This is a genomic window from Gordonia paraffinivorans, assembly GCF_900683595.1.
GTDB classification, from domain to species: domain Bacteria; phylum Actinomycetota; class Actinomycetes; order Mycobacteriales; family Mycobacteriaceae; genus Gordonia; species Gordonia paraffinivorans.
Genome location: NZ_CAACYD010000007.1, coordinates 832,579 through 852,995, shown reverse-complemented (window position 1 = coordinate 852,995; position 20,417 = coordinate 832,579). Strand labels below are relative to the sequence as shown.

Annotated in this window: 19 protein-coding genes and 1 riboswitch; of the genes, 7 read left to right on the top strand and 12 right to left on the bottom strand. The window is 69.4% G+C overall.

Going from position 1 to position 20,417, the window contains the following annotated elements; translation table 11 throughout:
- Window positions 1-198: 198 nt before the first annotated feature.
- From E1P53_RS16915 to rplJ, 3 genes are all read right to left on the bottom strand, one after another.
- Entirely contained in the window at window positions 199-1,155 is a 957-nt protein-coding gene (locus tag E1P53_RS16915) for a hypothetical protein (RefSeq protein WP_006900767.1), read from the bottom strand.
- 239 nt (window positions 1,156-1,394) lie between these two features.
- On the bottom strand, window positions 1,395-1,787 hold the full coding sequence (gene rplL / locus E1P53_RS16910; protein ID WP_006900766.1) for a 50S ribosomal protein L7/L12: 393 nt from the start codon (window positions 1,785-1,787) through the stop codon (window positions 1,395-1,397).
- Window positions 1,788-1,871: 84 nt separating this feature from the next.
- Window positions 1,872-2,396: a 50S ribosomal protein L10 gene (gene rplJ, locus E1P53_RS16905; protein WP_006900765.1), complete on the bottom strand. Its 525-nt coding sequence runs from the start codon at window positions 2,394-2,396 to the stop codon at window positions 1,872-1,874.
- 281 nt (window positions 2,397-2,677) lie between these two features.
- On the opposite strand from rplJ, the gene E1P53_RS16900 reads away from it, so the two are divergent.
- The 3 genes from E1P53_RS16900 (at window position 2,678) to E1P53_RS16890 (ending at window position 7,559) form a co-directional block, all read left to right on the top strand.
- Window positions 2,678-3,865 (top strand): glycoside hydrolase family 76 protein, encoded by a 1,188-nt coding sequence (locus E1P53_RS16900; protein WP_131734975.1) that lies wholly within the window; start codon window positions 2,678-2,680, stop codon window positions 3,863-3,865.
- A 215-nt stretch (window positions 3,866-4,080) separates the two neighbouring features.
- Entirely contained in the window at window positions 4,081-6,129 is a 2,049-nt protein-coding gene (locus E1P53_RS16895; RefSeq protein WP_131734974.1) for a CocE/NonD family hydrolase, read from the top strand.
- Between the two features lie 161 nt (window positions 6,130-6,290).
- Window positions 6,291-7,559 (top strand): oxygenase MpaB family protein, encoded by a 1,269-nt coding sequence (locus E1P53_RS16890; protein ID WP_181954861.1) that lies wholly within the window; start codon window positions 6,291-6,293, stop codon window positions 7,557-7,559.
- Between the two features lie 11 nt (window positions 7,560-7,570).
- Here the strand turns inward: E1P53_RS16890 and E1P53_RS16885 are convergent, their stop codons facing one another.
- Entirely contained in the window at window positions 7,571-8,089 is a 519-nt protein-coding gene (locus E1P53_RS16885; RefSeq protein ID WP_109238091.1) for a TIGR04338 family metallohydrolase, read from the bottom strand.
- Between the two features lie 48 nt (window positions 8,090-8,137).
- On the opposite strand from E1P53_RS16885, the gene E1P53_RS16880 reads away from it, so the two are divergent.
- Window positions 8,138-9,055: a YhjD/YihY/BrkB family envelope integrity protein gene (locus E1P53_RS16880; protein WP_131734973.1), complete on the top strand. Its 918-nt coding sequence runs from the start codon at window positions 8,138-8,140 to the stop codon at window positions 9,053-9,055.
- Between the two features lie 3 nt (window positions 9,056-9,058).
- On the opposite strand, the gene E1P53_RS16875 is transcribed toward E1P53_RS16880, so the two are convergent.
- From E1P53_RS16875 to E1P53_RS16865, 3 genes are all read right to left on the bottom strand, one after another.
- Window positions 9,059-9,889: a DUF2786 domain-containing protein gene (locus E1P53_RS16875; RefSeq protein ID WP_131734972.1), complete on the bottom strand. Its 831-nt coding sequence runs from the start codon at window positions 9,887-9,889 to the stop codon at window positions 9,059-9,061.
- Window positions 9,890-10,193: 304 nt separating this feature from the next.
- On the bottom strand, window positions 10,194-10,466 hold the full coding sequence (locus tag E1P53_RS16870) for an excalibur calcium-binding domain-containing protein (protein ID WP_131734971.1): 273 nt from the start codon (window positions 10,464-10,466) through the stop codon (window positions 10,194-10,196).
- A gap of 190 nt (window positions 10,467-10,656) precedes the next feature.
- Window positions 10,657-11,610: an L-lactate dehydrogenase gene (locus E1P53_RS16865; RefSeq protein ID WP_006900753.1), complete on the bottom strand. Its 954-nt coding sequence runs from the start codon at window positions 11,608-11,610 to the stop codon at window positions 10,657-10,659.
- Window positions 11,611-11,734: 124 nt separating this feature from the next.
- Window positions 11,735-11,917, top strand: a riboswitch (cobalamin riboswitch).
- A 41-nt stretch (window positions 11,918-11,958) separates the two neighbouring features.
- On the opposite strand from E1P53_RS16865, the gene E1P53_RS16860 reads away from it, so the two are divergent.
- Genes E1P53_RS16860 through E1P53_RS16850 form a run of 3 tightly spaced genes read left to right on the top strand, consistent with a single transcriptional unit; the run spans window position 11,959 to window position 14,950 of the window.
- The gene (locus E1P53_RS16860; RefSeq protein ID WP_131734970.1) at window positions 11,959-13,038 is read left to right on the top strand and encodes a FecCD family ABC transporter permease; all 1,080 of its coding nucleotides are present in this window, start codon (window positions 11,959-11,961) and stop codon (window positions 13,036-13,038) included.
- Window positions 13,038-13,883, top strand: a complete 846-nt coding sequence (locus tag E1P53_RS16855) for an ABC transporter ATP-binding protein (protein WP_131734969.1) — start codon at window positions 13,038-13,040, stop codon at window positions 13,881-13,883. Before E1P53_RS16860 ends, E1P53_RS16855 begins: the two co-directional genes overlap by 1 nt.
- On the top strand, window positions 13,880-14,950 hold the full coding sequence (locus E1P53_RS16850) for an ABC transporter substrate-binding protein (RefSeq protein WP_131734968.1): 1,071 nt from the start codon (window positions 13,880-13,882) through the stop codon (window positions 14,948-14,950). Before E1P53_RS16855 ends, E1P53_RS16850 begins: the two co-directional genes overlap by 4 nt.
- A gap of 92 nt (window positions 14,951-15,042) precedes the next feature.
- Here E1P53_RS16850 and E1P53_RS16845 read toward each other — a convergent pair whose 3' ends face one another.
- The 5 genes from E1P53_RS16845 to E1P53_RS16825 form a co-directional block, all read right to left on the bottom strand.
- Window positions 15,043-16,002 (bottom strand): 5-oxoprolinase subunit C family protein, encoded by a 960-nt coding sequence (locus E1P53_RS16845; RefSeq protein ID WP_131734967.1) that lies wholly within the window; start codon window positions 16,000-16,002, stop codon window positions 15,043-15,045.
- Entirely contained in the window at window positions 15,999-16,943 is a 945-nt protein-coding gene (locus E1P53_RS16840) for a carboxyltransferase domain-containing protein (protein WP_165484444.1), read from the bottom strand. Before E1P53_RS16840 ends, E1P53_RS16845 begins: the two co-directional genes overlap by 4 nt.
- Before the next feature lie 233 nt (window positions 16,944-17,176).
- Complete coding sequence (locus E1P53_RS16835; RefSeq protein WP_131734965.1) at window positions 17,177-18,508, bottom strand: bifunctional adenosylcobinamide kinase/adenosylcobinamide-phosphate guanylyltransferase; 1,332 nt, start codon at window positions 18,506-18,508, stop codon at window positions 17,177-17,179.
- Window positions 18,509-18,521: 13 nt separating this feature from the next.
- The gene (locus E1P53_RS16830; protein ID WP_131734964.1) at window positions 18,522-19,337 is read right to left on the bottom strand and encodes an ABC transporter ATP-binding protein; all 816 of its coding nucleotides are present in this window, start codon (window positions 19,335-19,337) and stop codon (window positions 18,522-18,524) included.
- Complete coding sequence (locus tag E1P53_RS16825; protein ID WP_006900745.1) at window positions 19,334-20,335, bottom strand: FecCD family ABC transporter permease; 1,002 nt, start codon at window positions 20,333-20,335, stop codon at window positions 19,334-19,336. The genes E1P53_RS16830 and E1P53_RS16825 overlap by 4 nt, the downstream gene beginning before the upstream one ends.
- Between the last annotated feature and the right edge of the window lie 82 nt (window positions 20,336-20,417).

Genomic DNA, 20,417 nt, shown 5'->3' with positions numbered 1-20,417 from the left:
GTAACCATCGCTGCGTCCCAGAACAATAGCGGATGATTTCTAGTGAGGAAAGTCGGGCCGGAACCGTCCATGTGACCGCCGACGCAGAGTCCCAGGTCACTCTCGCAGACCTCATTTCGGTTGTGCGGACTCGATCGAGATCGCCCACGGTGAGCAATGTCGCAGGCGACCTCGAACCGGAGAAACCAACCGCACGCGTCACGCTGCGACGAGTCCGATCCGCGCGAGGGACGGACGGAGAATCTGCGCCAGTTCTCGGCGCTCGAGCGTGGACCAGGTCCAGCGGATCACCACGATCCCCTGCTCTGCGAGCGCTCCCTCACGCCGCTTCTCGCGGATCAGGACGTCGCGCACCGTCTCCCCGTCCCTGATGAGCTTGTCGTACTTGTGCATCCCGTCGAACTCGCCGATGACAAGGCCGTCCCAGTCGAAGTCGCTGCGTATGTCTCCGTAGGACGTCTCGAAAGTGTGCTGCAGACGAGGCAGCGGAATCCCCGCCTCGATCATCTGGGCCCGACTCCAGGACTCTCCGACGCTCTCCGAACGGGCGTCGGCCAGTGACAGCGCACGGCGAGCCACGCCGATGTTGGGAGTCCCTGCACGCGCGTCGACCATAGCCGTCATGACAGCGGGATCGGCGCCGAGCCGAAGCGCCGCATCGAGCACGACGATCGCCTGCTCGAAGCTGCCCGCCATGGCAATGTCGACGGCGGTCCGCTCGAGGCGTGTCACGACGACACCGTCGATTTCAACGGTCTCGGCCGGCGTAAGCGGCCCGTTGTGGACGTGTCGTAGCCCGCGTACGAAGCCGCCGCGGGCGGTGGACTTGGTGAGGTGCACCCGTTCACGATCGGGGTGAAGAGTGTCCAGTCCGAGCAGAGCGGCCGCCGAGAAATGACTGAGTGTGGAGACTCCCCGATCTCGGGCCGAGGTCGCCACCGCGATGGACCGGTATCGATACAGACGGTCGACACCGTCGGCATCCTCCAGCCCCGGAAAGGCAGGAACCCACACGCCGGGCGCGAGCCGCAGCAGACGTCCTCGCCTCACCGCAGCGTTGACGACGTCGTCCGCGATGCCGACACGAAGGGTCGCCTCCCGGCGGATCAGGCCGTGTCTGTCGGCCGGAAATCTGTCTATCGGGAATTCGATCACGGAACTTGGACGCAGAAACTCGTCTATGGGTTTCACATCTATTCCGCGACACAGGGACCGAAGCCGGCCAGATCGATTTCGCCCGCGACACCGCTCTGACACGGCGACACCGATCGAAGTCGCCGTACCGGAACGATGTCGCGGGCGACATCGTCACTGCCCAGGTGAGTCAGCCCCGGATACCACCGAACCCGGGACAGCGAACGCTGCCCCGGGCCCGTGGGAAGTAAGAGAGAGTCTTACTTGAGGGTGATCTTGGCGCCGGCCTCTTCGAGCTTGGCCTTGGCAGCCTCGGCGTCTTCCTTGCTGACCTTCTCCAGGATCGGCTTCGGAGCCGACTCGACGAGGTCCTTGGCCTCCTTCAGGCCCAGGCCCGAGACGACCTCGCGGACGACCTTGATGACCTGGATCTTCTTGTCGCCGGCCGACTCGAGCACGACGTCGAACTCGTCCTGCTCGGCAGCGGCGTCGGCGCCACCGGCGGCAGCCGGGGCACCGGCAGCGGCAACGGCAACCGGAGCGGCCGCGGTGACCTCGAAGACCTCTTCGAACTTCTTCACGAACTCGCTGAGCTCCAGCAGGGTCAGTTCCTTGAACTGCTCGATGAGCTCGTCAGCGGTGAGCTTCGCCATGATCGGCGTCCTTCCTGTCAGTCCCCGTACGGGGGTTGGTTTCACATCCCCGTACGGTTCGGGGATAGCTGTGGGTGCGGCGAATTACTCGCCGGCTTCGTTCTTCTTGTCCTGCAGGGCCGCAGCGAGACGCGCGACCTGCGATGCCGGCTGGTTGAACAGGCCGGCGGCCTTTGCCAAGTTGCCCTTCATGGCACCGGCGAGCTTGGCCAGCAAGACCTCACGGGTCTCAAGGTCGGCGATCTGCTCGATCTCGGACACGGACAGCGGCTTGCCGTCCATGTACCCGCCCTTGATGACCAGAGCCTTGTTGTCCTTGGCGAAGTTCTTGATCGCCTTTGCGGCCACAACCGGCTCACCCTCGATGAAGGCGATGGCGGTGGGACCGGTGAACAGCTCGTCGAGCCCTTCCACGCCCGCCTCAGCAGCGGCACGCTTCACCAGGGTGTTCTTGGCGACGGAGTAGGTTGCACCCTCACCGAGGGAACGTCGCAGCTGCGAGATCTGCGGAACGGTCAGACCACGGTATTCCGTGATGACTGCCGCCGTGGAGCCCTTGAACTGCTCCGCGATCTCCGCAACAGCGGTGACCTTTTCGGGCTTGGCCATACTTCGCCTCCTCTCCTCGTCACTATGAGTTGGTCGGGTTCAACCGAGCGACGGGCCGAGGAGGCGATCGGAGGCTCATACGACAAACGCCCCGGCACACAGGCACGGGGCGTCAAGATGCGCACGCCGCGAGGCGTGGGACTCTCAAATCCTCGTTCATCCTGCGTGGGCCGGCGACTGCTGTCGCGCCTTCGTTCGGGAGGTCCCGACGACCGACGGTCTCTGGTTGAACCGATACGACACACGGTTGTGCATCACATCGAGGACTAGGCTACGTGGTCGTGGGGGAACATTCCAAATCGCCGGCCGTACACGACCCCAACGAGCGCGCGCAGGTCGCCATGTACGCGATCACAGCGCGCCACCTGCAACGCGCCTTCTGGTTGCCGGCGACACGCGCCGCCGCGGTGGCGTGGCCGATCGGACTTCTCCGGGCGCAGTTCGGATCCTGGCATTACTGGTGGCACGCGCACCTCGTCGACCTGCTCGTCGACGCGGCGATCCACCGACCGGGCGGGACCGCATACGGCGAACGCTCGTTCGACCCCGAGGTAGCCGACGACGCCAATCGCCTGCTGCGGGGCATCCGGGTACGCAATCTGGGCCGCTGGACGAACAACTACTACGACGACATGGCGTGGCTCGGGCTGGCCATCGAACGGGCCGACCGTCACCTCCAGCTCGATCACCGACGCGGGCTGCGGGTCCTCACCCGCCGCATGCTCGACGCCTGGGTGCCCGAGGAGGGCGGCGGAATCCCCTGGCGCACGATGGACCGCTTCTTCAACGCGCCGGCCAACGGCCCGGCCGCGATCCTGTTGGCCCGCACCGGCCACGTCGAGCGCGCCGTCGCGATGTGCGACTGGATGGACGCCCAGCTCATCGACCCGAAGACGCATCTCGTCATCGACGGACTCCGTCGGCAGCCCGACGGTTCACTGACGCCGGAGACCGGCACCTACACCTATTGCCAGGGCGTCGTGCTGGGCGCCGAACTCGAGGCGTTCCGAGCGACCCGGGACCAACGCCACCTCGACCGCCTCGCCCGACTGTTGGGCGCCGTCGAGAAACACTCCTGCGTCGACGGGGTCATCAAAGGCGGGGGCGGTGGCGACGGCGGCCTGTTCCACGGGATCCTCGCCCGGTATCTCGCCCTGATCGCAACCGACCTCCCCGACGTCGACGGCGCGGGCGATCTACGGTCCCGGGCCGCACGGATCGTCATGACCAGCGCCGATGCCGCGTGGTCGAACCGCACCGAGACCCCACGGTCGACGCTGTTCTCCAGCGACTGGCGCGCCAAGGCCGTCGTCCCCGACAAGAAGGGCGAAACGGCCCGGTTCGTGGCGGGCGCGGTGAACCCGTCGGAGATCCCGGAGCGGGACCTGTCGGTCCAACTGTCGGCGTGGATGGTGCTGGAGGCCGCCGCCGCCGTCGATCTGGCGCTACCGGAACGTGACCTTCCCTAGACCTTCGCACCCGAACCGACGCCGCCCGGTTAGCCATCCGATATGCCGGCTGAGTTATTCTTCATCGACGATGGGTGACGTGGACCACATCGGAGTGCTTCGCGCTGTGGCCCACGGCAACTCACGACCGACACGACGGGGTGTCGGTGTCCACCCGGCCATCACGACCAACCCTTCCGCGGTGCGGCATCACACCCCAGGCAGGGGTATGCACCATGACGTACCAGCTGGATCCGGCGGAGCGGCGCTCGCGCCCGCTCACCGCCCCCTCGCGGCGCCCGTTCGCCTCACCGCACTTCGGCACGCTCCCCCTCGGCGACCCCACGGGCGGCGCCGACGGCATCCGCTGGCGCGAGCAGGTCGACGGCAAGCAGCTGTATCCCCGCGTGGTCGTCGATCGGGACGTGTCGATCCGGATGAGCGACGGGGTCATCCTCAAGGCCACCGTCGTGCGCCCGGCCAACCGGTTCGGCCAGACGGTCCTCACTCCGTATCCGGCGATCATCAACATCAATCCCTACAACCGGGCCGCGATCGACTTCATCGACCAGGCCCTGCATGCGCCCGTCCTCGGCAAGGCGCTGCACACGGCGTCGCGGTCGGTCGACGCGTCGGGCACGGCGCTCGAGGGCCTGACCAACCTCACGAAGACGCTCTCCGGCGGGGTCTTCGACGTCTTCGGGATCAACCGGAACCTGGTGCGCAGCGGTTACGTCCAGGTCGTCGTCGACGTCCGCGGCACCGGTTCGAGCCACGGCCGGTGGGAGATCCTGGGCCCGCGCGAGCAGCAGGACTCGGTCGAGATCATCGACTGGGTCAGCGAGCAGGAGTGGTGCGACGGAACGGTGGGCCTGGCGGGCTGGTCGTATTCGGCGATCAACTCGCTGCAGGCCGCCGACAAGCGCCCGCCGCAGCTGAAGGCGGTCTTCGCGGTCGAGGGGTGCGACGACATCGTCCGCGACATCTACATCACCGGCGGCATGCCGTCGGCGTTCATCCCGGTGTGGCTGAGCGCGGTGAACGCGCTCAAATGGGTGCCGAACCCCTCCCACGTCCTGCGTGACATCCTGCGCGGCGACGCACTGCGCTGGGCGATCGACCGGATCAAGTCGCCGGCCACCGAAATCCCTTCCCTGCTCTGGGGTTTCCTCACCGCACGCGATCCGCGCATCTTCGACGACCCGTACTTCGACGTACGCGACCCGGTCGTGTCCCGGATCGAGGCCCCGACCTTCACCGTCGGCGCATGGCACGACCTGTTCGGCCGCAGCGCGACCGGCGTCTACGAGCGCCTGCAGATGGAGCCCGGCCGCAAGCAGATGATCGTCGGCGACGGTTATCACCTCGACGTCGGCTCGGGGTTCGGCGGCCCGGCGGCGCCGCCGCGTCTCGACGTCCTCGAGCGCGCCTGGTTCGACCGCTGGCTCAAGGGGCACCGCAACGGGATCGAGTACTACGGCCCGGTGACCATGCTGCAACAGGGCGGGGTCTGGACCTCGGGACAGAGCTTCCCCCGCCCCGGGGTCGAGCCGACGCGGCTGTACCTGAGCCCGGAGTCCTCGTCGACCGCCGACCACGCCGTCCACGACGGCTCGCTGGGACCGCGCCCGGCACGAGAGGTCTCGTCGCTGCACATCCGCCCGGACGGTCGCGGCCTGCGGTCCCGGGACATGACCCAGGTGACCGCCGGCGCGACGATGGTCCTCGGTCCCGACTGGTTCAGGGACGCGCGGTTCCAGGAGCGCGGCGGCCTGTCGTTCACCACTCCCCCGGTGACCGTGGCGACACCGATCAGCGGCGCGATGAACCTGCGCCTCAACGTGGCGACCACCGCGCACGAGGCGATCTGGGCGGTGACCGTCAACGACGTCGCACCCGACGGCACCTCGACGGTGCTGACCAACGGCGCGTTGTCGGCGTCGAACCGGGCACTCGACCGCAGCAAGTCGGTGTATGCCTCCGACGGCAGCCTGCTCTCGGCGCACCACTATCTGTCGCGCAAGCGCAAGCTGCCGGTGCCCGTGGACGAGCCGATCCGCATCGACGTGGACCTGGTCCCGACCGATGCGGTGCTGCAGCCGGGCCACCGGCTGCGGGTGGACATCTACGCGGCGAGCACTCCCCGGTACCTGACCGTGGTGCCCGACCTGATCAAGGCCCGCGGCCGTCACCAGCGCCTGGTCCTCGACCCCGAGCACCCGAGCTATCTCACACTGCTCGCCGGTGACGGCCTGAGCTTCGCGGTGGAGCAGGTCGGCGTCTGAGCGCACCCGGGCGGTGTCAGGCGGCGCCCCGACCTGCCCATTGGGACACTGCGGTTTGATCGTCTCATTGACACGACCCCTCCGCCGGGCCTACGTTTTCTGGTAACAGCCGTGACCAAACTGCCCCGGCATACCAGAACGCACCGATCGGAGTCCGTCCGATGACGACCTCACCACTCGCCGCGTCGGCACGCCCGGCGAATCCGTCCGCGCAGGACGCCCCCGCCCCGAGAATCCCGGCCCGCCATCCGGACCGCCTGTGCTCGATCCCCATAGGGCTGCGTGTGGTGGGCCCACTGCTCGGCCTGCGCAAGCCCAACCGGGAACTGTTCACCCATCTCGGCGAGCTGCTGAACGTCGGCGATCCGGACGCCGACCGCCTGGTCGACTGGATGTACTCGGTCGGCATGAGCGCGGCCCGCCCGCTGTTCGAGGCCGCCCTCGAGGTCGGCATCGACTCGGTCCCCGACGCGCCCGCTCCCCTGCGGGAGTTCTTCGAGATCTACGAGAAGGTCCCGGGCTGGGTCAACCGCGAGATCATCGAGGAGGGCGCCCGCGTGATGCGCAGCGGCGGCGCCGACGGCCTGTACATCGCACGCGACGTCGCACTGCTCGGCGGCTATCAGTTCTCCGGTTTCAACCAGACGCTGTTGCGGACCGGCGCGCTGGAGAAGGGCTCCAACCGACGGTTCGCCGAGACGACCCAGTGGGCCACCGACGTCATCACCGAAAATGGTTTGCGCCCACAGGGAGTCGGCTACAAGTCGACGCTGCGCGTGCGGCTCATCCACGCCATCGTCCGACGCCACGTCGCCCGGATGGACGACTGGGACCCCGCCGAATGGGGTCTGCCGATCAATCAGACCGACATGGCCGCCACGCTCGTGGGCGCCCTGGTGTCGCCGAGTGTGGGCGCGATCATGATGGGAATCGTCTACCGCCCCAGCGAATACGACGCCGTCGCGCACCTCACCAGGTACACGGGCTGGCTTCTCGGGGTCGACGACGAGTTCCTGCCACGCGACTTCCGCGACGCGATCCGCGTGCTGTACCACACGTCGTACGTGCTCTCCACGCCCGACGAGACGACGCGGCAACTCTCGGTCCCGATGGGCGACGACCCGGACCAGTGGAACTACCGGCGCTTCCCGAAACTGCGTCGCAAGATCGCGCGGTCGCAACACCTTTCGATCACCAGCGGCTTCCTCGGGCCGTCGGCGATGCGCACCCTCGGGCTGCCGTTCGTGTTCCCGTGGTATCCGCTGATCCGGGTGCCGGTCAACCTCGTCCGCTCGACCGCCGCCCTCCGCCCCGGCGGACGCGAACGCGCCGCGATCCGCGGGATGGCCGAGCAGCGCGAGTTCATGCGCATCATGTGCGGTGACGACGTCACCATCGGGCATTCGGCGAAGCAGATCACCGGGCACTAGTTCCGACGCGCCTACCCGATCCCGGAATCGGCCAGCACGACCCGGTACACGAATGCGGCCTCGGGTCCGAGGACCAGGCCGACCAGTTCGATGAGCGTGAGCACGAACCCCCGCCCGTGGCCGGGTCCCTCCGAGTCGTCGAGGTGATGGGCGACCTCGTGCAGGACGACGAGTTCGCGAAGCGCCCACCTCCCGTCCGACGACGACGGGATGGCGATCTCCGCCTCCACCGCCCCGTCTCCCGACGCCGGGGCCCTGCGCTCGTAGTGCGCCGCGCGCCGCCCCCGCCGCTCACGGACCGACACCGGCTCGGCGGCGCGGGCGAACCGATCGCGCACCGCGGGTAGGTCGAGGACCCGGCGCACGTAGTCGCCGACGGCGTCGGCCGAGGCGAACCGGGCCTCGGCGGGCAGCGTTATCTGGGTGCCGGCGAGTTGGACCGTTCGCGACGACGGCGCGTTGTCGAAGAGCCGGTGGACGAGACGCTCGGCCTCGTAGAATTTCGCGCGCCCGGTGTCCCGCGGGCTCACCGGATCCCCAATGATGGTGGAAGCCCGCCGGACCCGATGGGAGTGTCGATGCCTCGTCCCGACCTGCACGCGATGACCGATCGTGTGCTGCGTCTGCCCGGCGCGTCACCGGCCCTGCGTATTCTCGCCGACATCGCGCGCGGCGACGTGACCGACCGGTCGATGACCCTGGCCGCGCAGGCGTTCACCTCGATCCTTCCCCTCGTCATCCTCATGCTCTCGCTTCCCGGCAGCGACGTCGTCGACAGCGCGCTCACCGAGCTCGGCATCCCGGTGAGCGCCCTGGACCACGCATCGGTCGACACCCCGAGGTCATTCGCGACATTCGGGATCGTCGGCGCGCTCATGACCATCGCCGGCGCCACCTCCCTCTCGCGCGCCCTCGGCCGAATGTATGTCGCGGTCTGGGGCGTCACCAAACTCCCCTGGCGTGCGTTCTGGCGTTGGGTCGTGGTCCTGTTCTTCATCCCGGCAGCCGTCGTCGCCCAGGGGCTGTCGACGGGCCTGCAGGCCGAGACGCTCTTCGGTTTCCGCATCGGCGACCGCGGATTGCTCGGGATCGCGCTGATGCTCCTGGTCACGATCGTCATCTGGTCGGTCACCTTCACGCTCGTCCCGAGGTTGCTGGTGTCGGCTCAGGTGCCGATGCGGCTGCTGTTGCTCAACGGCATCGGCACCGGGCTGCTGATCACGGCGCTGCTGGCCGGCAGCCGGGTCGCGCTGCCGACTCTGGCGTCGGAGACCATCCGCTACTTCGGCACCCTCGGGATGGTCTTCGTCGCGATCAGCTGGCTGTTCGTGTTCGCCGCGATCCTCGTCGTGACCGCCATCGTCGTGCACGGGATCGCCACCGATCCCGGCCGGGTGGGGGCGTGGGTGCGAGGCTGGGCCGGCACTCCCGCGCCCTTCGCCCGGGACGCGTCTTTCTCCCCGGAGGCGTCCGTCGACCGCGACGACGCCCGCTGATCGTCAGGCCTCGAGCGCGCCTCGGGGAGCGCCGAACTCGCGGTCGGCGCCGATCTTGGCACGTCGCCCCGCCCGGTCGCCTGCGCGCCGCGCGGCCTCGGAATACCCGGCCGACGCACTCGACGGGCGCCAGGTGCCGCGGGCCGTCGACTCGGTCCGATAGAAGTCGCGGACCTCGAGTTCCTTGTTGCGCAGCGCCACTGCCGTCGATCGTTCCGGCGCTCCCGACTCCCGCTCGGCGTCGAGCGCCTCTTCGCGGGCGGCGTCGCGGGCCTCGGCGAGCCGCTTTCCGATCCGTTCGGCGAAGGCCGACTGGAAGTTGAGCCGCGCGGTGATCGGCGACAGCGGTTTCTCCTCGATGACGCGGCGTGCGCGCCAGCCGGTGCCCTTGGTGACGACCCGGGCGAACGTCTCGCCCTTGTAGGCCCCGGAACGCAGATACGCGTCAGAGGCGGCGACCATCTGCACGATGAGCGACGTGTACAGCGCCTCGCACGCGTCGATGTCGGCCTCGTACCCGTAGGCGAGGACGAAGGTCGAGTTCGACGCGACGTCGACGGTCACGTCGTTGGCCGCCGCGATGGCGACGAACAGCTGCACGTAGGTGCGCAGACCGCGCTTGCCCGGCTCCCCGATCTTGATCTGACGGGTGATCGGCGTGACCTTCTTGCGGGCGTCGGGGTCGTGTGCGCGGGCCACCGCCAGATCGATCGCGGACGCGGTCGCCAGGCGCTGCGCGGCCTGCATGAAGGCCTCGGCCTCGTGCTCGTTGTCGGTGTTCTCCGCCTTGCGGAGCAGAGCCGAGATCCGGGAGAGCAGCTTGTCGTCGCGCATGAAGTTCAGACTATCTGCGCGCCGAATCGGTTCCCTCGGCCGCGCAGATGGTCGAAAACCTCAGGTCGAGGCGCCCGGAGGGGTGACCGAGCCCGGAGCGTCCCCGGGCAGTGCCCAGCGGGCGATGGCGTCGTCGCCGACCGGCCGTTGCTGCCGGTGCCGCTGGTTCGCGACGATCGTCGGCGATCGGACAGAGACGGCGGACAGAGACGAAGTCGCCCGCGACTTCGATCAGCCCCGGCGATTTCGATCGCTGTCGCCGATCCGGACCGATGTCGTGGGCGACGTCGTTTCGACGCCGGGGTCAGTGCTGCTCGCAGGCGATGCCGTCGCCGTCGCGGTCGCTCTCCGAGTTGGCGTTGTAGAGGTCGGCGTCGACGGTGAAGTTCGTGACCGGGGTGCCCGAGGTCGAGTCGACCGCACCCGGCCTGCCGACACCGTGCGGGTAGTCCTCACGGAGAGCGGTGCAGTTCGGGTAGTCGGTCGCGGCCTGCGCCGGGGCGGCCACCGTCGGCGGCGCGATCATCAGCGCTCCCGCCGCCATAAAACCCAGCACCGTCTTCCGCACAACGCTCATCGTCGACCCTCTTCCACACCGATGCGATCAGGTAAAACCTACCGGCACGCGGCGGGCGGACCAGCATCGGAAGCGAGGATTGGTCCGGTCGAGTGACAGGCACCCGAGCCCACCCGAAGTCGAGGGTCGAGCCCACGATCGCGATGTCCAACCCGCGCGAGCGCACCAACCCGCGATCCTGTCGCCATCCCTACAACCCGAACCTCGCCTGCATCCGGCGCAGCGTCTCCGCCGACGCGAGCAGCCCCTCTCGCTCCTCGTCCGACAGCGGCACCTCGAGCCTGTTACGCGCACCGCCGCGATCGATCACGGTCGGCAGCGACAGGCACACGTCCTCGAGGCCGGGGAACCCGTCGGCGACCGTCGAGACGGGCATGACCCGGTGTTCGTCGCCGAGGACCGCCTCGACGATGCGCGTGGCCGCGAGTCCGATGGCGTAGTTGGTGGCGCCCTTGCCCTCGATGATCTTGTACGCGGCGTGCACCACCTCGTCTCGAATGGCCTCGCGCGCAGCGAAATCCATCGGCGGTCGACCGGGCAGCGGAGTCCACTGCGTCAGCGGGACCCCGCCGATCGTCGCCGACGACCACAGCGCGATCTCGGTGTCGCCGTGCTCGCCGACGATGTAGGCGTGCACGCTCTGCACGGCGACCCCGCAGTGGTCGGCGATCAGGAACCGCAGCCGCGACGAGTCGAGCACCGTTCCCGAACCGAACACCCGATTCGGCGGCAGCCCGCTGACCTCCAACGCCGCGCGCGTGACGACGTCGACGGGGTTGGTGACCATGAGATAGATCGCGTCTGGCGCAACCTCCAGGACCCGGGGCAGGATCGATCGCGTCAGGCCGATTGTGGCCTCGGCCAATTCGAGCCGCGACTGTCCCGGTTTCTGTTTGGCGCCGGCGGTCATCACGACGACGTCGGCACCTGCGCACACCGACATGTCGTCGGAGCCGACGACATCGGCGCGGGGCACGAACTCCAGACCGTGCGAGAGATCGAGGACCTCCGCGGCGACCTTCGCCGCGTTGACGTCCATGAGCGCGATGCTGCGCGCGACGCCACGGATCAGCGCGGAGTACGCGATCGCGGTGCCCACCGCACCCGCGCCGATGATCGCCAGCTTCGTCGGTCGTCCATTCATCGGGTCACCGTCCGCCTCGGTTCGCTTCGGGTCACATCGCCTCGTGGACACAAGGATAGGTGTCGTCGTCGTCCCGCGCCCGACGACCGCCTCGCCGGCGACGCCGCCCGGCGCCGGGGTTGGTACCCTCACCCTCGAGAGCGGTCGCACCCGCACCACGCGGAGGCAAGGGAACCTGGTGGGAATCCAGGACTGGCGCGCAGCGGTATGGGGGACGAACCCGACACACGGCCACTGGGGCAACCCGGGAAGGCGTCGGGTCCGGTCGAACCCGAGTCCGAATACCTGCCGCTCTCGACGAGTCCATCAGCGTCTCGCGCACAGACGCTCAGACCGAGGTGAGAACACGTGTCCCGTCCTCCCGACGGCACGACGCCGGTCGCCACCGCATTGTCGGTGCGGCGACTCCCGTCCGTGCCGCTTGCCCTGATCCTGTTGGCGCTCACGCTGGTGAGCATCACCCTGGCCACCGCGTTCGGCGCGGAGACCATCCCGATCGGAGAGGTCTGGCGCACCGTCGCCGGGCGTCTCCGCGGCGCCGAGGTCGACGCCGCGCATGCGGTCATCGTCTTCGATCTCCGGTTGCCACGGTCGATTCTCGCCGCGATCGTCGGCGGCGGCCTCGCACTCGCCGGTGCGCTGATGCAGGCACTGGTCCGCAACCCACTCGCCGAGCCTTACCTGTTGGGTGTGTCCGCCGGCGCCGCAGTCGGCGCGACCGTGGTCATCACGCTGGGTTCCCTTGCTGTGCTGGGAGTTTGGGCGCTCTCCGGCGGCGCGCTGCTCGGCTCGCTCGCGGCCTCGGTCGCGGTGTACGTCGTCGCCCGTGCGCAGGGAGGGCTGACACCGCTCCGGCTGATCCTGTCCGGGGTGGTGCTGTCGTCGGCGTTCATGGCGCTGTCGTCGCTGCTGGTCTTCACCGCCGCCGACCCGCACGCTGCCGACAACGTCATGTTCTGGATGCTCGGCAGCGTCGCCGGCGCGACCTGGGCAAAGGTGCAGATCGCGGGAGTGGTCGTCGTGGTCGCCGTGGTCGCGATGCTCGCGATCCACTCGTGGCTCGACGCCTACGCCGCGGGCACCGACACCGCGTCGTCCCTGGGGGTTCCGGTTCGCGGCGTCCGCAGCGCACTGTTCGCCGTCCAGGGAGTTCTGGTCGGGGTGATGGTCGCCGTTGCCGGCGGTATCGGCTTCGTCGGCCTCATCGTCCCCCACGCCGCACGCCTGCTCGCCGGCGCGACCCACCGGGCGATGCTCCCGGTCGCGGTCTGCGGTGGGGCACTGTTCCTGGTCTGGGTCGACGTGATCTCCCGGGTCGTGGCGTCACCCCGAGAGATGCCGCTCGGCATCGTGACCGGACTGATCGGCGCCCCGGTCTTCCTGTTCCTGATGGGTCGCCGCCAATACGTGTTCGGCGGGAGCGCCTGATGCCCCCGACCCGATTATCCGCGACCCGACCACCAGCACTGTCGCTTCACGCCCGGGCGGTCGGATGCAGACGCGGGTCCCGGATGATCCTGCGCGACGTGAACATCGACGTCCCGGCCCGCACCCGACTCGCGATCGTCGGCCCCAACGGCGCCGGTAAGTCCACCCTGCTCCGAACGCTGTGCGGGCTCGCATCGCCGGCGAGCGGACGGGTACTCGTCGACGACGACGACCTCGGCAGGCTTCCGGCGCGGCGGCGGGCCCGCTCGATCGCCGTCGTCGGGCAGGACGAGTTCCCCTCCGCGGAGCTGACCGTCGAGGAGGCCGTCGGGCTCGGGCGCACGCCCTACCGATCATCTTGGGCCACGGGCGATTCCGACGATGTCGCAGCCGTGCGCGACGCCCTGCGGGCGGTGGGTCTGGCCGGCTGGGAGCACAGGCCGTGCACCCAGTTGTCCGGTGGTGAACGGCACCGCGTCGTGCTGGCCCGTGCCCTCGCGCAGCAGACCCCGATCATCGTTCTCGACGAACCGACGAATCATCTCGACGCCGCGTGGCGCCTGCGCCTGATGCAGGTGCTCGACGACCTCGAGGCAACGGTGGTCGCGGCGATGCACGACCTCGACCTCGTACTCCGCCACTTCGACGCGGTCGCGGTCGTCGCCGACGGCGGGATCATCGCGCACGGACCACCGCTCGAGGTGCTCACATCCGAGTTGCTGGCCGCGGTCTTCGACGTGGCCGGCAGCGTCGTGCCCCATCCCGAGACGGGGCAGCCCCACCTACTCCTGAACTCGCCCATCGCGTCTGCCCGGCAGATGCTCGACATCGAGGAATCCCTGTGAAACCCACACTCCCCAGCACACTCATCACCGTCTCCGCTCTCACCGCGGCTCTCCTCGCCGGCTGCGGAACCGACAGCACCACAACATCGGCGAACACCGTCACGGTCACCAATTGCGGCGAACAGGTCAGCTTTCCGCAACCCCTCGAGCGCTTCTTCGTCAACGACGGCGGGATGATCGCGATCGCACTGGCCGCCGGCGCCCGCGACAAGATGGTGGCCGTCAGCTCGCTCGCCCGCGACAAGGACGTCCTGCGGCTCGTCTACGGCCCGGAGCAGGTCGACACCCTCAACGAGGTGTCCACGCAACCGCCTACCCTGGAGAACATCGTCGGCGCCCGGCCCCAGGTCCTCTACGCCGGATACAACTACGGCATGAGCGAATCCCGCGGGATCACCCCCGAAATCCTCGCCTCACACGGCATCGACGTGTACCAACTGTCAGAGGCCTGTCGGCAGGTCGACGGACATGCGCAGCGCGGCACGATGGACCCGTGGGTCGCTCTCGACACCGACCTGCGCAACATCGGCACGATCACGGGCAACCCGGAGCAGGGCGCGAAGGTGGCCGATGACATCGCCGCACGACTCGAAACGCTCCGCGCCGCACCTCAACCGGACACCAAGCCGACGGTTTTCGTGTTCGACAGCGTCTCCGACACCATCTTCACGTCGGGATCGTTCGGCGGCCCCCAGGGCATCATCGACGCCGCGGGGGCGCGCAACGCCACCGAGGATGTCCGGGACACCTGGACGGCAGTCAACTGGGAGCGGATCACCGTCGCCGATCCCGACCTGATCGTGTTCGTCGACTACCCCGGCCAGAGCGTCGAGCAAAAGATCGAGGCGCTGCGGTCGAATCCCGCGAGCCGCAACCTGAAAGCGGTGCGGGAGAGCCGCTTCGTCAACCTTCCGTATGCCATGTGGGTGTCGAGCCCGCTCAACATCGATGCCGCCGAGACCCTCCGGGCGGTCCTGGAGGCGCACGATCTCGCACCCGCGTCGGGCATCAGGCCGTCGCTCGACGTCGCCGCGCTCGGGCTGGCCGGTAACGACTGGCTGAACTAGCCACTGCCACAACAAGAACTCGCTACTTCCCCTCAGGATCGCGAGATCCACGCGATCCCGAGGGCGAAGTAGCGATCTTGCGGGTGTTCGGGTTAGGCGATGGCCCTGATCGCGGAGCGCACGAAGTCGTTGTGCTCGGTGCGGAGCTTCAACGCGGAGTCGATGTCGACGGCGGTGAACCGCACCGAGTCGAGCTCCTTGACCTGCGCCAGGAGATCCAGGTCGGGTGTGATCACGGTGCCCACCGCCAGCGCGCCGCGATCCGGGACCGCGTCTCGCAGCCGGCAGGACAACGAACCGTCGGCCACGCACAGTGCGCCGAACGGATACGCCACCGGCACCTCGTCGGCGCGGCGGGTGTCCTCGGGATCCTCCGGCTCGACGATCCGCAGCGGTTCCCCGACAAACCGGCACGTCATGCGGTCGGCCTCCGCCGCCACCTGGAACTCGCGTTCGGTCAAGGCGCGCAACGACTCCGGGGCCAAACGATGGGCCCCGACGCCCAGCACGATACGGACCTCCTCCGACGCCGACAGCGCCGGGCGCAGACGCATCGGGAGGTGACGCCCCTCCTCGACCGCGCGCGTGCGCTGGCCGATGCGCAGCATGTCCTTCGACCGCAGCGCTCGACCACCGAGGCCGCCCACCCCGGAGCGCAGATCGGTTGCACGACTTCCCATCACGACGGGGACGTCGATGCCGCCGGCGAATGCGATGTAGGAGTGTGCGCCGCCGCGGATCTCGCCGATCCGCAGCTCCGACCCGGCCGGGAGCCACAGTGCGGTCCAGGTCGGGTGGGTGACCCCGTCGACGAGGACGTCGACGTCGGCACCGGTGACCGCGACGGTGCAGTCCGTGTCGGTGGTCAGCGTCAGGCCGGTGAGTGCGGTCTCGAGTGTCGCCGCCTTGGGTCCGTTGCCCACCAGGGCATTCGCGATGCGGTTCGCAAACTGGTCGAGCGCGCCCGCGGGCGGCATGGCCATCGCCATGGTGCCCGCTCGCCCGAGGTCCTGGACGGTGGTGCGCACCCCGGGGTCGACGATCGTGATCACTGCAGCTCTCCCACCAGGGCACGGGCGTATGCGAGGCGATCCGCGGCGAACGCCTGCAGGTCGAATTCGATGTCGGCACGGTTGATCTCGTAGGTGCCCGCCGCACAAGCAGCCGCGATCTCGTCGAAACCCGACGCGTCGATCGGGGTGAACTTCATCACGGTGGGCGCGGGCAGCAACAGCGGCGACCCGTCGGTGCCGAGGCCGTTGCCGAAGTCGACGACCGGCACCGGCGCCCGACCGAGCAGCTGGGCGTCGGAGGGAGCGTCGGCCGGCGCGATCGTGGTCGTGTTGCCGCCGTGCCCGACCGCACCGGCCGGGGTCTCGGTGCGTGGACTCAGGTACCTGGGAACGCGGAGCTGCATCTCCCGCGGGACGAGCTGCAGGCTCTCGGCGTTGCCGGGCACGCCGCCGCTGAACGTCACGATGAACGGATGCGCGGAGTGTGCGTCGACCAGTTCGCCGACGGTGTCGAAACCGTTGACACGAGCGACGAATTCGAGGTCGGACTCCGCGGGCGAGGGATGCCGGTCGCGGAAGCGCGCGCCGACCTCCTCGGTGACCGGGTCGCCGTAGAAGACCGGGATCTCGATGATCGACGTCTCGAACGTCGGCGCGAACTCGCCGCGTCCGGCGATCGCCTTCTGATGCGCCGCGATGAGCACCGGGATGAGGTCGCGCGGGTCGAGGTCCTCCGGCCGGACCCGGATGGTGTAGCCGGTGTGGGTGGAGGCGACGTCGGCGATGCCGTCCATGTCCAGCGAGGCGAGCGCGGCCACGATCGCCTGGACCTGTAGCGCGGCCTTCACGTCGAAGCCGACCGCGGGGTCGATCACCTCGCGCAGCTGCACGACGACGAACTCGTCGCCGCCGAAGGACAGCCGCGCCTTGCCGGGGAGCATGAAGTACTGGGGTTCCACGGTGGCCACCGCCTGGGTCATCGCAGCTGTCCCGTCCGTCGGTCGTGTCCTCGAATACCTCTGATCGCCAATGCTTTCCTCACACCTCGTCTTGCCGTACCGCGGATCGTCGTCGGTGTTCGCCGGCGGGCGGAGCCCCCACATCGACGCCCGATGGCGAACAAACTCGGCAAGCTTATCGGCAGGGTCGACGTAGGCTGCGTCACGCTCCGCCACCGGCCCCGGCCCGTCCCCCCGTCGGGCCCCGAGGCGTCTCAGCCGATGGTCATCGGCCGCCCGGCGACCATCAGCACGACCTCGTCCGACAGCGCCGCGATCTGCGCGTTCAGCCGTCCGAGCTCGTCTCGGAACAACCGGCCCGACGCGGTGTCCGGCACGATGCCGCTGCCCACCTCGTTGCTGACGGCGACCACGGGCACGTCGCAGGTCCGCCAGGCGTCCAGGAGGTCGGCGACATCGGCCCGCACGGCGTCGAGATCACCGGTCTCCCAGGCGCCGTGGTGATCGATCCGGGCCGCGAGCCAGGTGCCCAGGCAGTCGACGAGGACCGGGCGGGACGCGGTGCGCAGCACTGCGGCGACGTCGGTGTCCTCCACCGTGGTCCACGACGCGGGCCGGCGTCTGGTGTGTTCGGCGACCCGGACCTCCCAGTCGGGATCCCCGTGGCGTGGTCCGCCGGCCGCGACGTAGACGACCTCGGCGTTCCCGGCGAGCATCTCCTCGGCGTGACGCGACTTCCCCGACCTCGCACCACCGGTGACGAACACCCGCCGGGCCGGAGACCGCCCCGCCTCGATGATCTCCCCGTCGCGTCCCGGACGTGCTCCGAACTGCGCGAGCCGTTGCCGTAGACGGGCGATCGGCGGGTTGTGGTGGCCGAGGTGCACCGCGATCACCTCCGTGCGCCCGACGATCGCCCCCGCACGGCGCATCGCCGCGACCATCTCCTCGAAGCCGGCCAGGCCGAGATGGCCGTCGGACAGGTCCCCGCGGTCGCCGAAGGTCTCCTCGAGGAACACCGCGTCGTAGGCCGCATCGGCGACCGCGGAGAACCACGACTGCGGCCACGCCCCCGTGTCGGTCGCCCACAACAGACGCCGCCCGTCGGGACCGGTCACGTCGTACAGCACCGCGTCGCCCGGGCGGAAGACCCGGTGCCGGGCGGGTAGGACGCGGACCTCGTACCCGCCCAGCGACAGCGCCTCACCCGCCTCGACGGTCCGGAACCGCACCGGATCGTCGGGACCGACCCATGGGCGGCAGGCCTCGATCACATTCGCCGGCCCGATGATCTCCAACCCTCTCGAACCGGGTATCCACGACCGATACAGCAGCGCCGCCGGCGCGAGATGATCGGAGTGCGCGTGGGTGACGAGGACATGCCGCACCGCGGCGAGCGAAACGCCGTGCCGCACCGCGGAACCCATCACGTCGGCGCCGAGGTCGAGGAGGATCGCATCGTCGACGAGCGCCGCGGTCTGTCCCCGATGCTCCCCGCGCCGGCGCGCATCCTCGCAGGAGTCACAGTGGCAGAACGGATTCGGCCAGCCGTCGGCCGCACCGGCGCCCAGCAGGGTGATCTTCATCGTCGCGCAGGCCTCATCGTCGCGCAGGCCTCGACGATCGGACGGCCGTGACCGGCCCGTCGCCGCGAACGGGCAGGACCGCGGGGCCGTCGCGTCGTTCGAGCACCTCGACATTGGCTGCGTACACGTCCCGCAGCCTCTCGGCGGTGAGCACCTCGGCGGGCGGACCATCGGCGACGATACGCCCGCGATCGAGCAGCACCAGGCGCTGTCCGTACTGCGCCGCAGACGTCAGGTCGTGCATCGCCGCGATCACGGTCAGTTCGTTGGCCCGGCGCATCGAGTCGACCAGGTCGAGCACCTGCTGCTGGTGCCCGATGTCGAGGGCGCTGGTCGGCTCGTCGAGCAGGAGCACGCGCGGCTGCTGGGCGAGCGCGCGGGCCAGCACCACACGCTGCAACTCGCCGCCGGAGAGGGCCGAGGCGTACCGGCCGGCGAAGTCGTGGAGATCCAGTTGGGCGATCACCTCGTCGACCACCTCGCGGTCGGCGCGGGTCGACGGCCCGAAGCGCGACAGGTGCGGTGTGCGTCCGAGCGCGACCAGTTCGCGGACCGTCGTCCCCTCCGGGACCACCGGGCGCTGCGGCATCAGCGCGACGGCCCGCGCGATCTCGCGCCGACGCGCCCGCCCGGGGTCCACCCCGGCGACGTCGATGCGCCCCGTCGCCGGGACGAGCCCGGCCAGCGCGTGCAGGAGCGTCGTCTTGCCCGACCCGTTGGGCCCGACCAGCGACACCCAGGTGCCGGCCCGGATCTCCAGGTCGACGTCGTGCAGGACCTCGACCCCGCCGCGCGAGGCCCCCACTCCACGACAGACGACGGCGGTCACTGCGCCTCCCGCCCGCTGCGTCGGAGCACGACCAGGAAGAACGGCGCGCCGATGGCCGCGGTGACCACGCCGATCGGCAGCTCGGCCGGAGACATGGCGGTGCGCGCCACCACGTCCGCCAGTACCAGGAAGGCCGCCCCCACCAGCAGTGACAGCGGCACCAGCAGCCGGTGTCCGGGGCCGACCAGCAATCGCACCGCGTGCGGGATCACGATGCCGACGAACCCGATGAGGCCGCTCACCGACACCACCGCGGCGGTTCCGAGGGTGGCGATGCAGACGAGGAAGAGCCGGACCCGCTCCGGCCGGATGCCCAGACTCGACGCCTCGATGTCCCCCACGGCCATGACGTCCAGTGTGCGCGCGAACAGCAGGACCACGACGATGCACACGACGACATACGGCAGGACCGCGAGGACCTCCGACCAGCCGTCGGTGGCGAGGCGACCGAGCATCCAGCTGTAGACCTGCCGCAACGTCTCGTCGTGCTGTTGCATCAGGAACGTCTGGATGGCGTTGGCGAAGGCGGCGACGGCCACCCCCGCCAGGATGATGACGACCTCGGTGCGCGCTCCCCCGACGGTGCGACCGAGCGCATAGGTGGCGGCGACGGCCACGAGCCCGCCGACGAAGGCGGCCGGCGGCAGCGCGGCCGTTCCGAGGGCCCCGCCGATCACGATCGCGGTCGTCGCACCGAGACCGGCACCGCTGGAGACACCGAGCAGGTAGGGGTCGGCGAGCGGATTGCGGAAGACACCCTGATACGCCGCGCCGGCGACCGCGAGCATGGCTCCCACCAGCGCGCCGAGCACGATGCGCGGGACGCGGACCTCCCAGAGGATCGTCTGCTGGCGCGTGCTCAGGCCGGAATCGGCGTCGACGAAGGGAATCCGGTCGGCGAGTTCGATCAGGACGCCTTTCGCGGTGAGACCCGCGGGTCCCACCAGCACGGCGAGGAGGCAGACGCCGAAGAGCACGAGGATCGCCGCGGCGACCACTCCTACGCGACGCCCCGTCGTCGTCCCGGCGCTCTCGAAGCCCGGCCGGCCACGGCCCCTCTCGAAGCCCGGCCGACCACGG

Bases quoted from the DNA above. Each gene is read 5' to 3' on its own strand.
- E1P53_RS16875 (WP_131734972.1), bottom strand. From the start codon at position 9,889: ATGCGCGACGACAAGCTGCTCTCCCGGATCTCGGCTCTGCTCCGCAAG.
- E1P53_RS16840 (WP_165484444.1), bottom strand. From the start codon at position 16,943: ATGACCCAGGCGGTGGCCACCGTGGAACCCCAGTACTTCATGCTCCCC.
- rplJ (WP_006900765.1), bottom strand. From the start codon at position 2,396: ATGGCCAAGCCCGAAAAGGTCACCGCTGTTGCGGAGATCGCGGAGCAG.
- E1P53_RS16880 (WP_131734973.1), top strand. From the start codon at position 8,138: ATGCCTCGTCCCGACCTGCACGCGATGACCGATCGTGTGCTGCGTCTG.
- rplL (WP_006900766.1), bottom strand. From the start codon at position 1,787: ATGGCGAAGCTCACCGCTGACGAGCTCATCGAGCAGTTCAAGGAACTG.
- E1P53_RS16895 (WP_131734974.1), top strand. From the start codon at position 4,081: ATGACGTACCAGCTGGATCCGGCGGAGCGGCGCTCGCGCCCGCTCACC.
- E1P53_RS16835 (WP_131734965.1), bottom strand. From the start codon at position 18,508: ATGAAGATCACCCTGCTGGGCGCCGGTGCGGCCGACGGCTGGCCGAAT.
- E1P53_RS16865 (WP_006900753.1), bottom strand. From the start codon at position 11,610: ATGAATGGACGACCGACGAAGCTGGCGATCATCGGCGCGGGTGCGGTG.
- E1P53_RS16870 (WP_131734971.1), bottom strand. From the start codon at position 10,466: ATGAGCGTTGTGCGGAAGACGGTGCTGGGTTTTATGGCGGCGGGAGCG.
- E1P53_RS16890 (WP_181954861.1), top strand. From the start codon at position 6,291: ATGACGACCTCACCACTCGCCGCGTCGGCACGCCCGGCGAATCCGTCC.
- E1P53_RS16855 (WP_131734969.1), top strand. From the start codon at position 13,038: ATGCCCCCGACCCGATTATCCGCGACCCGACCACCAGCACTGTCGCTT.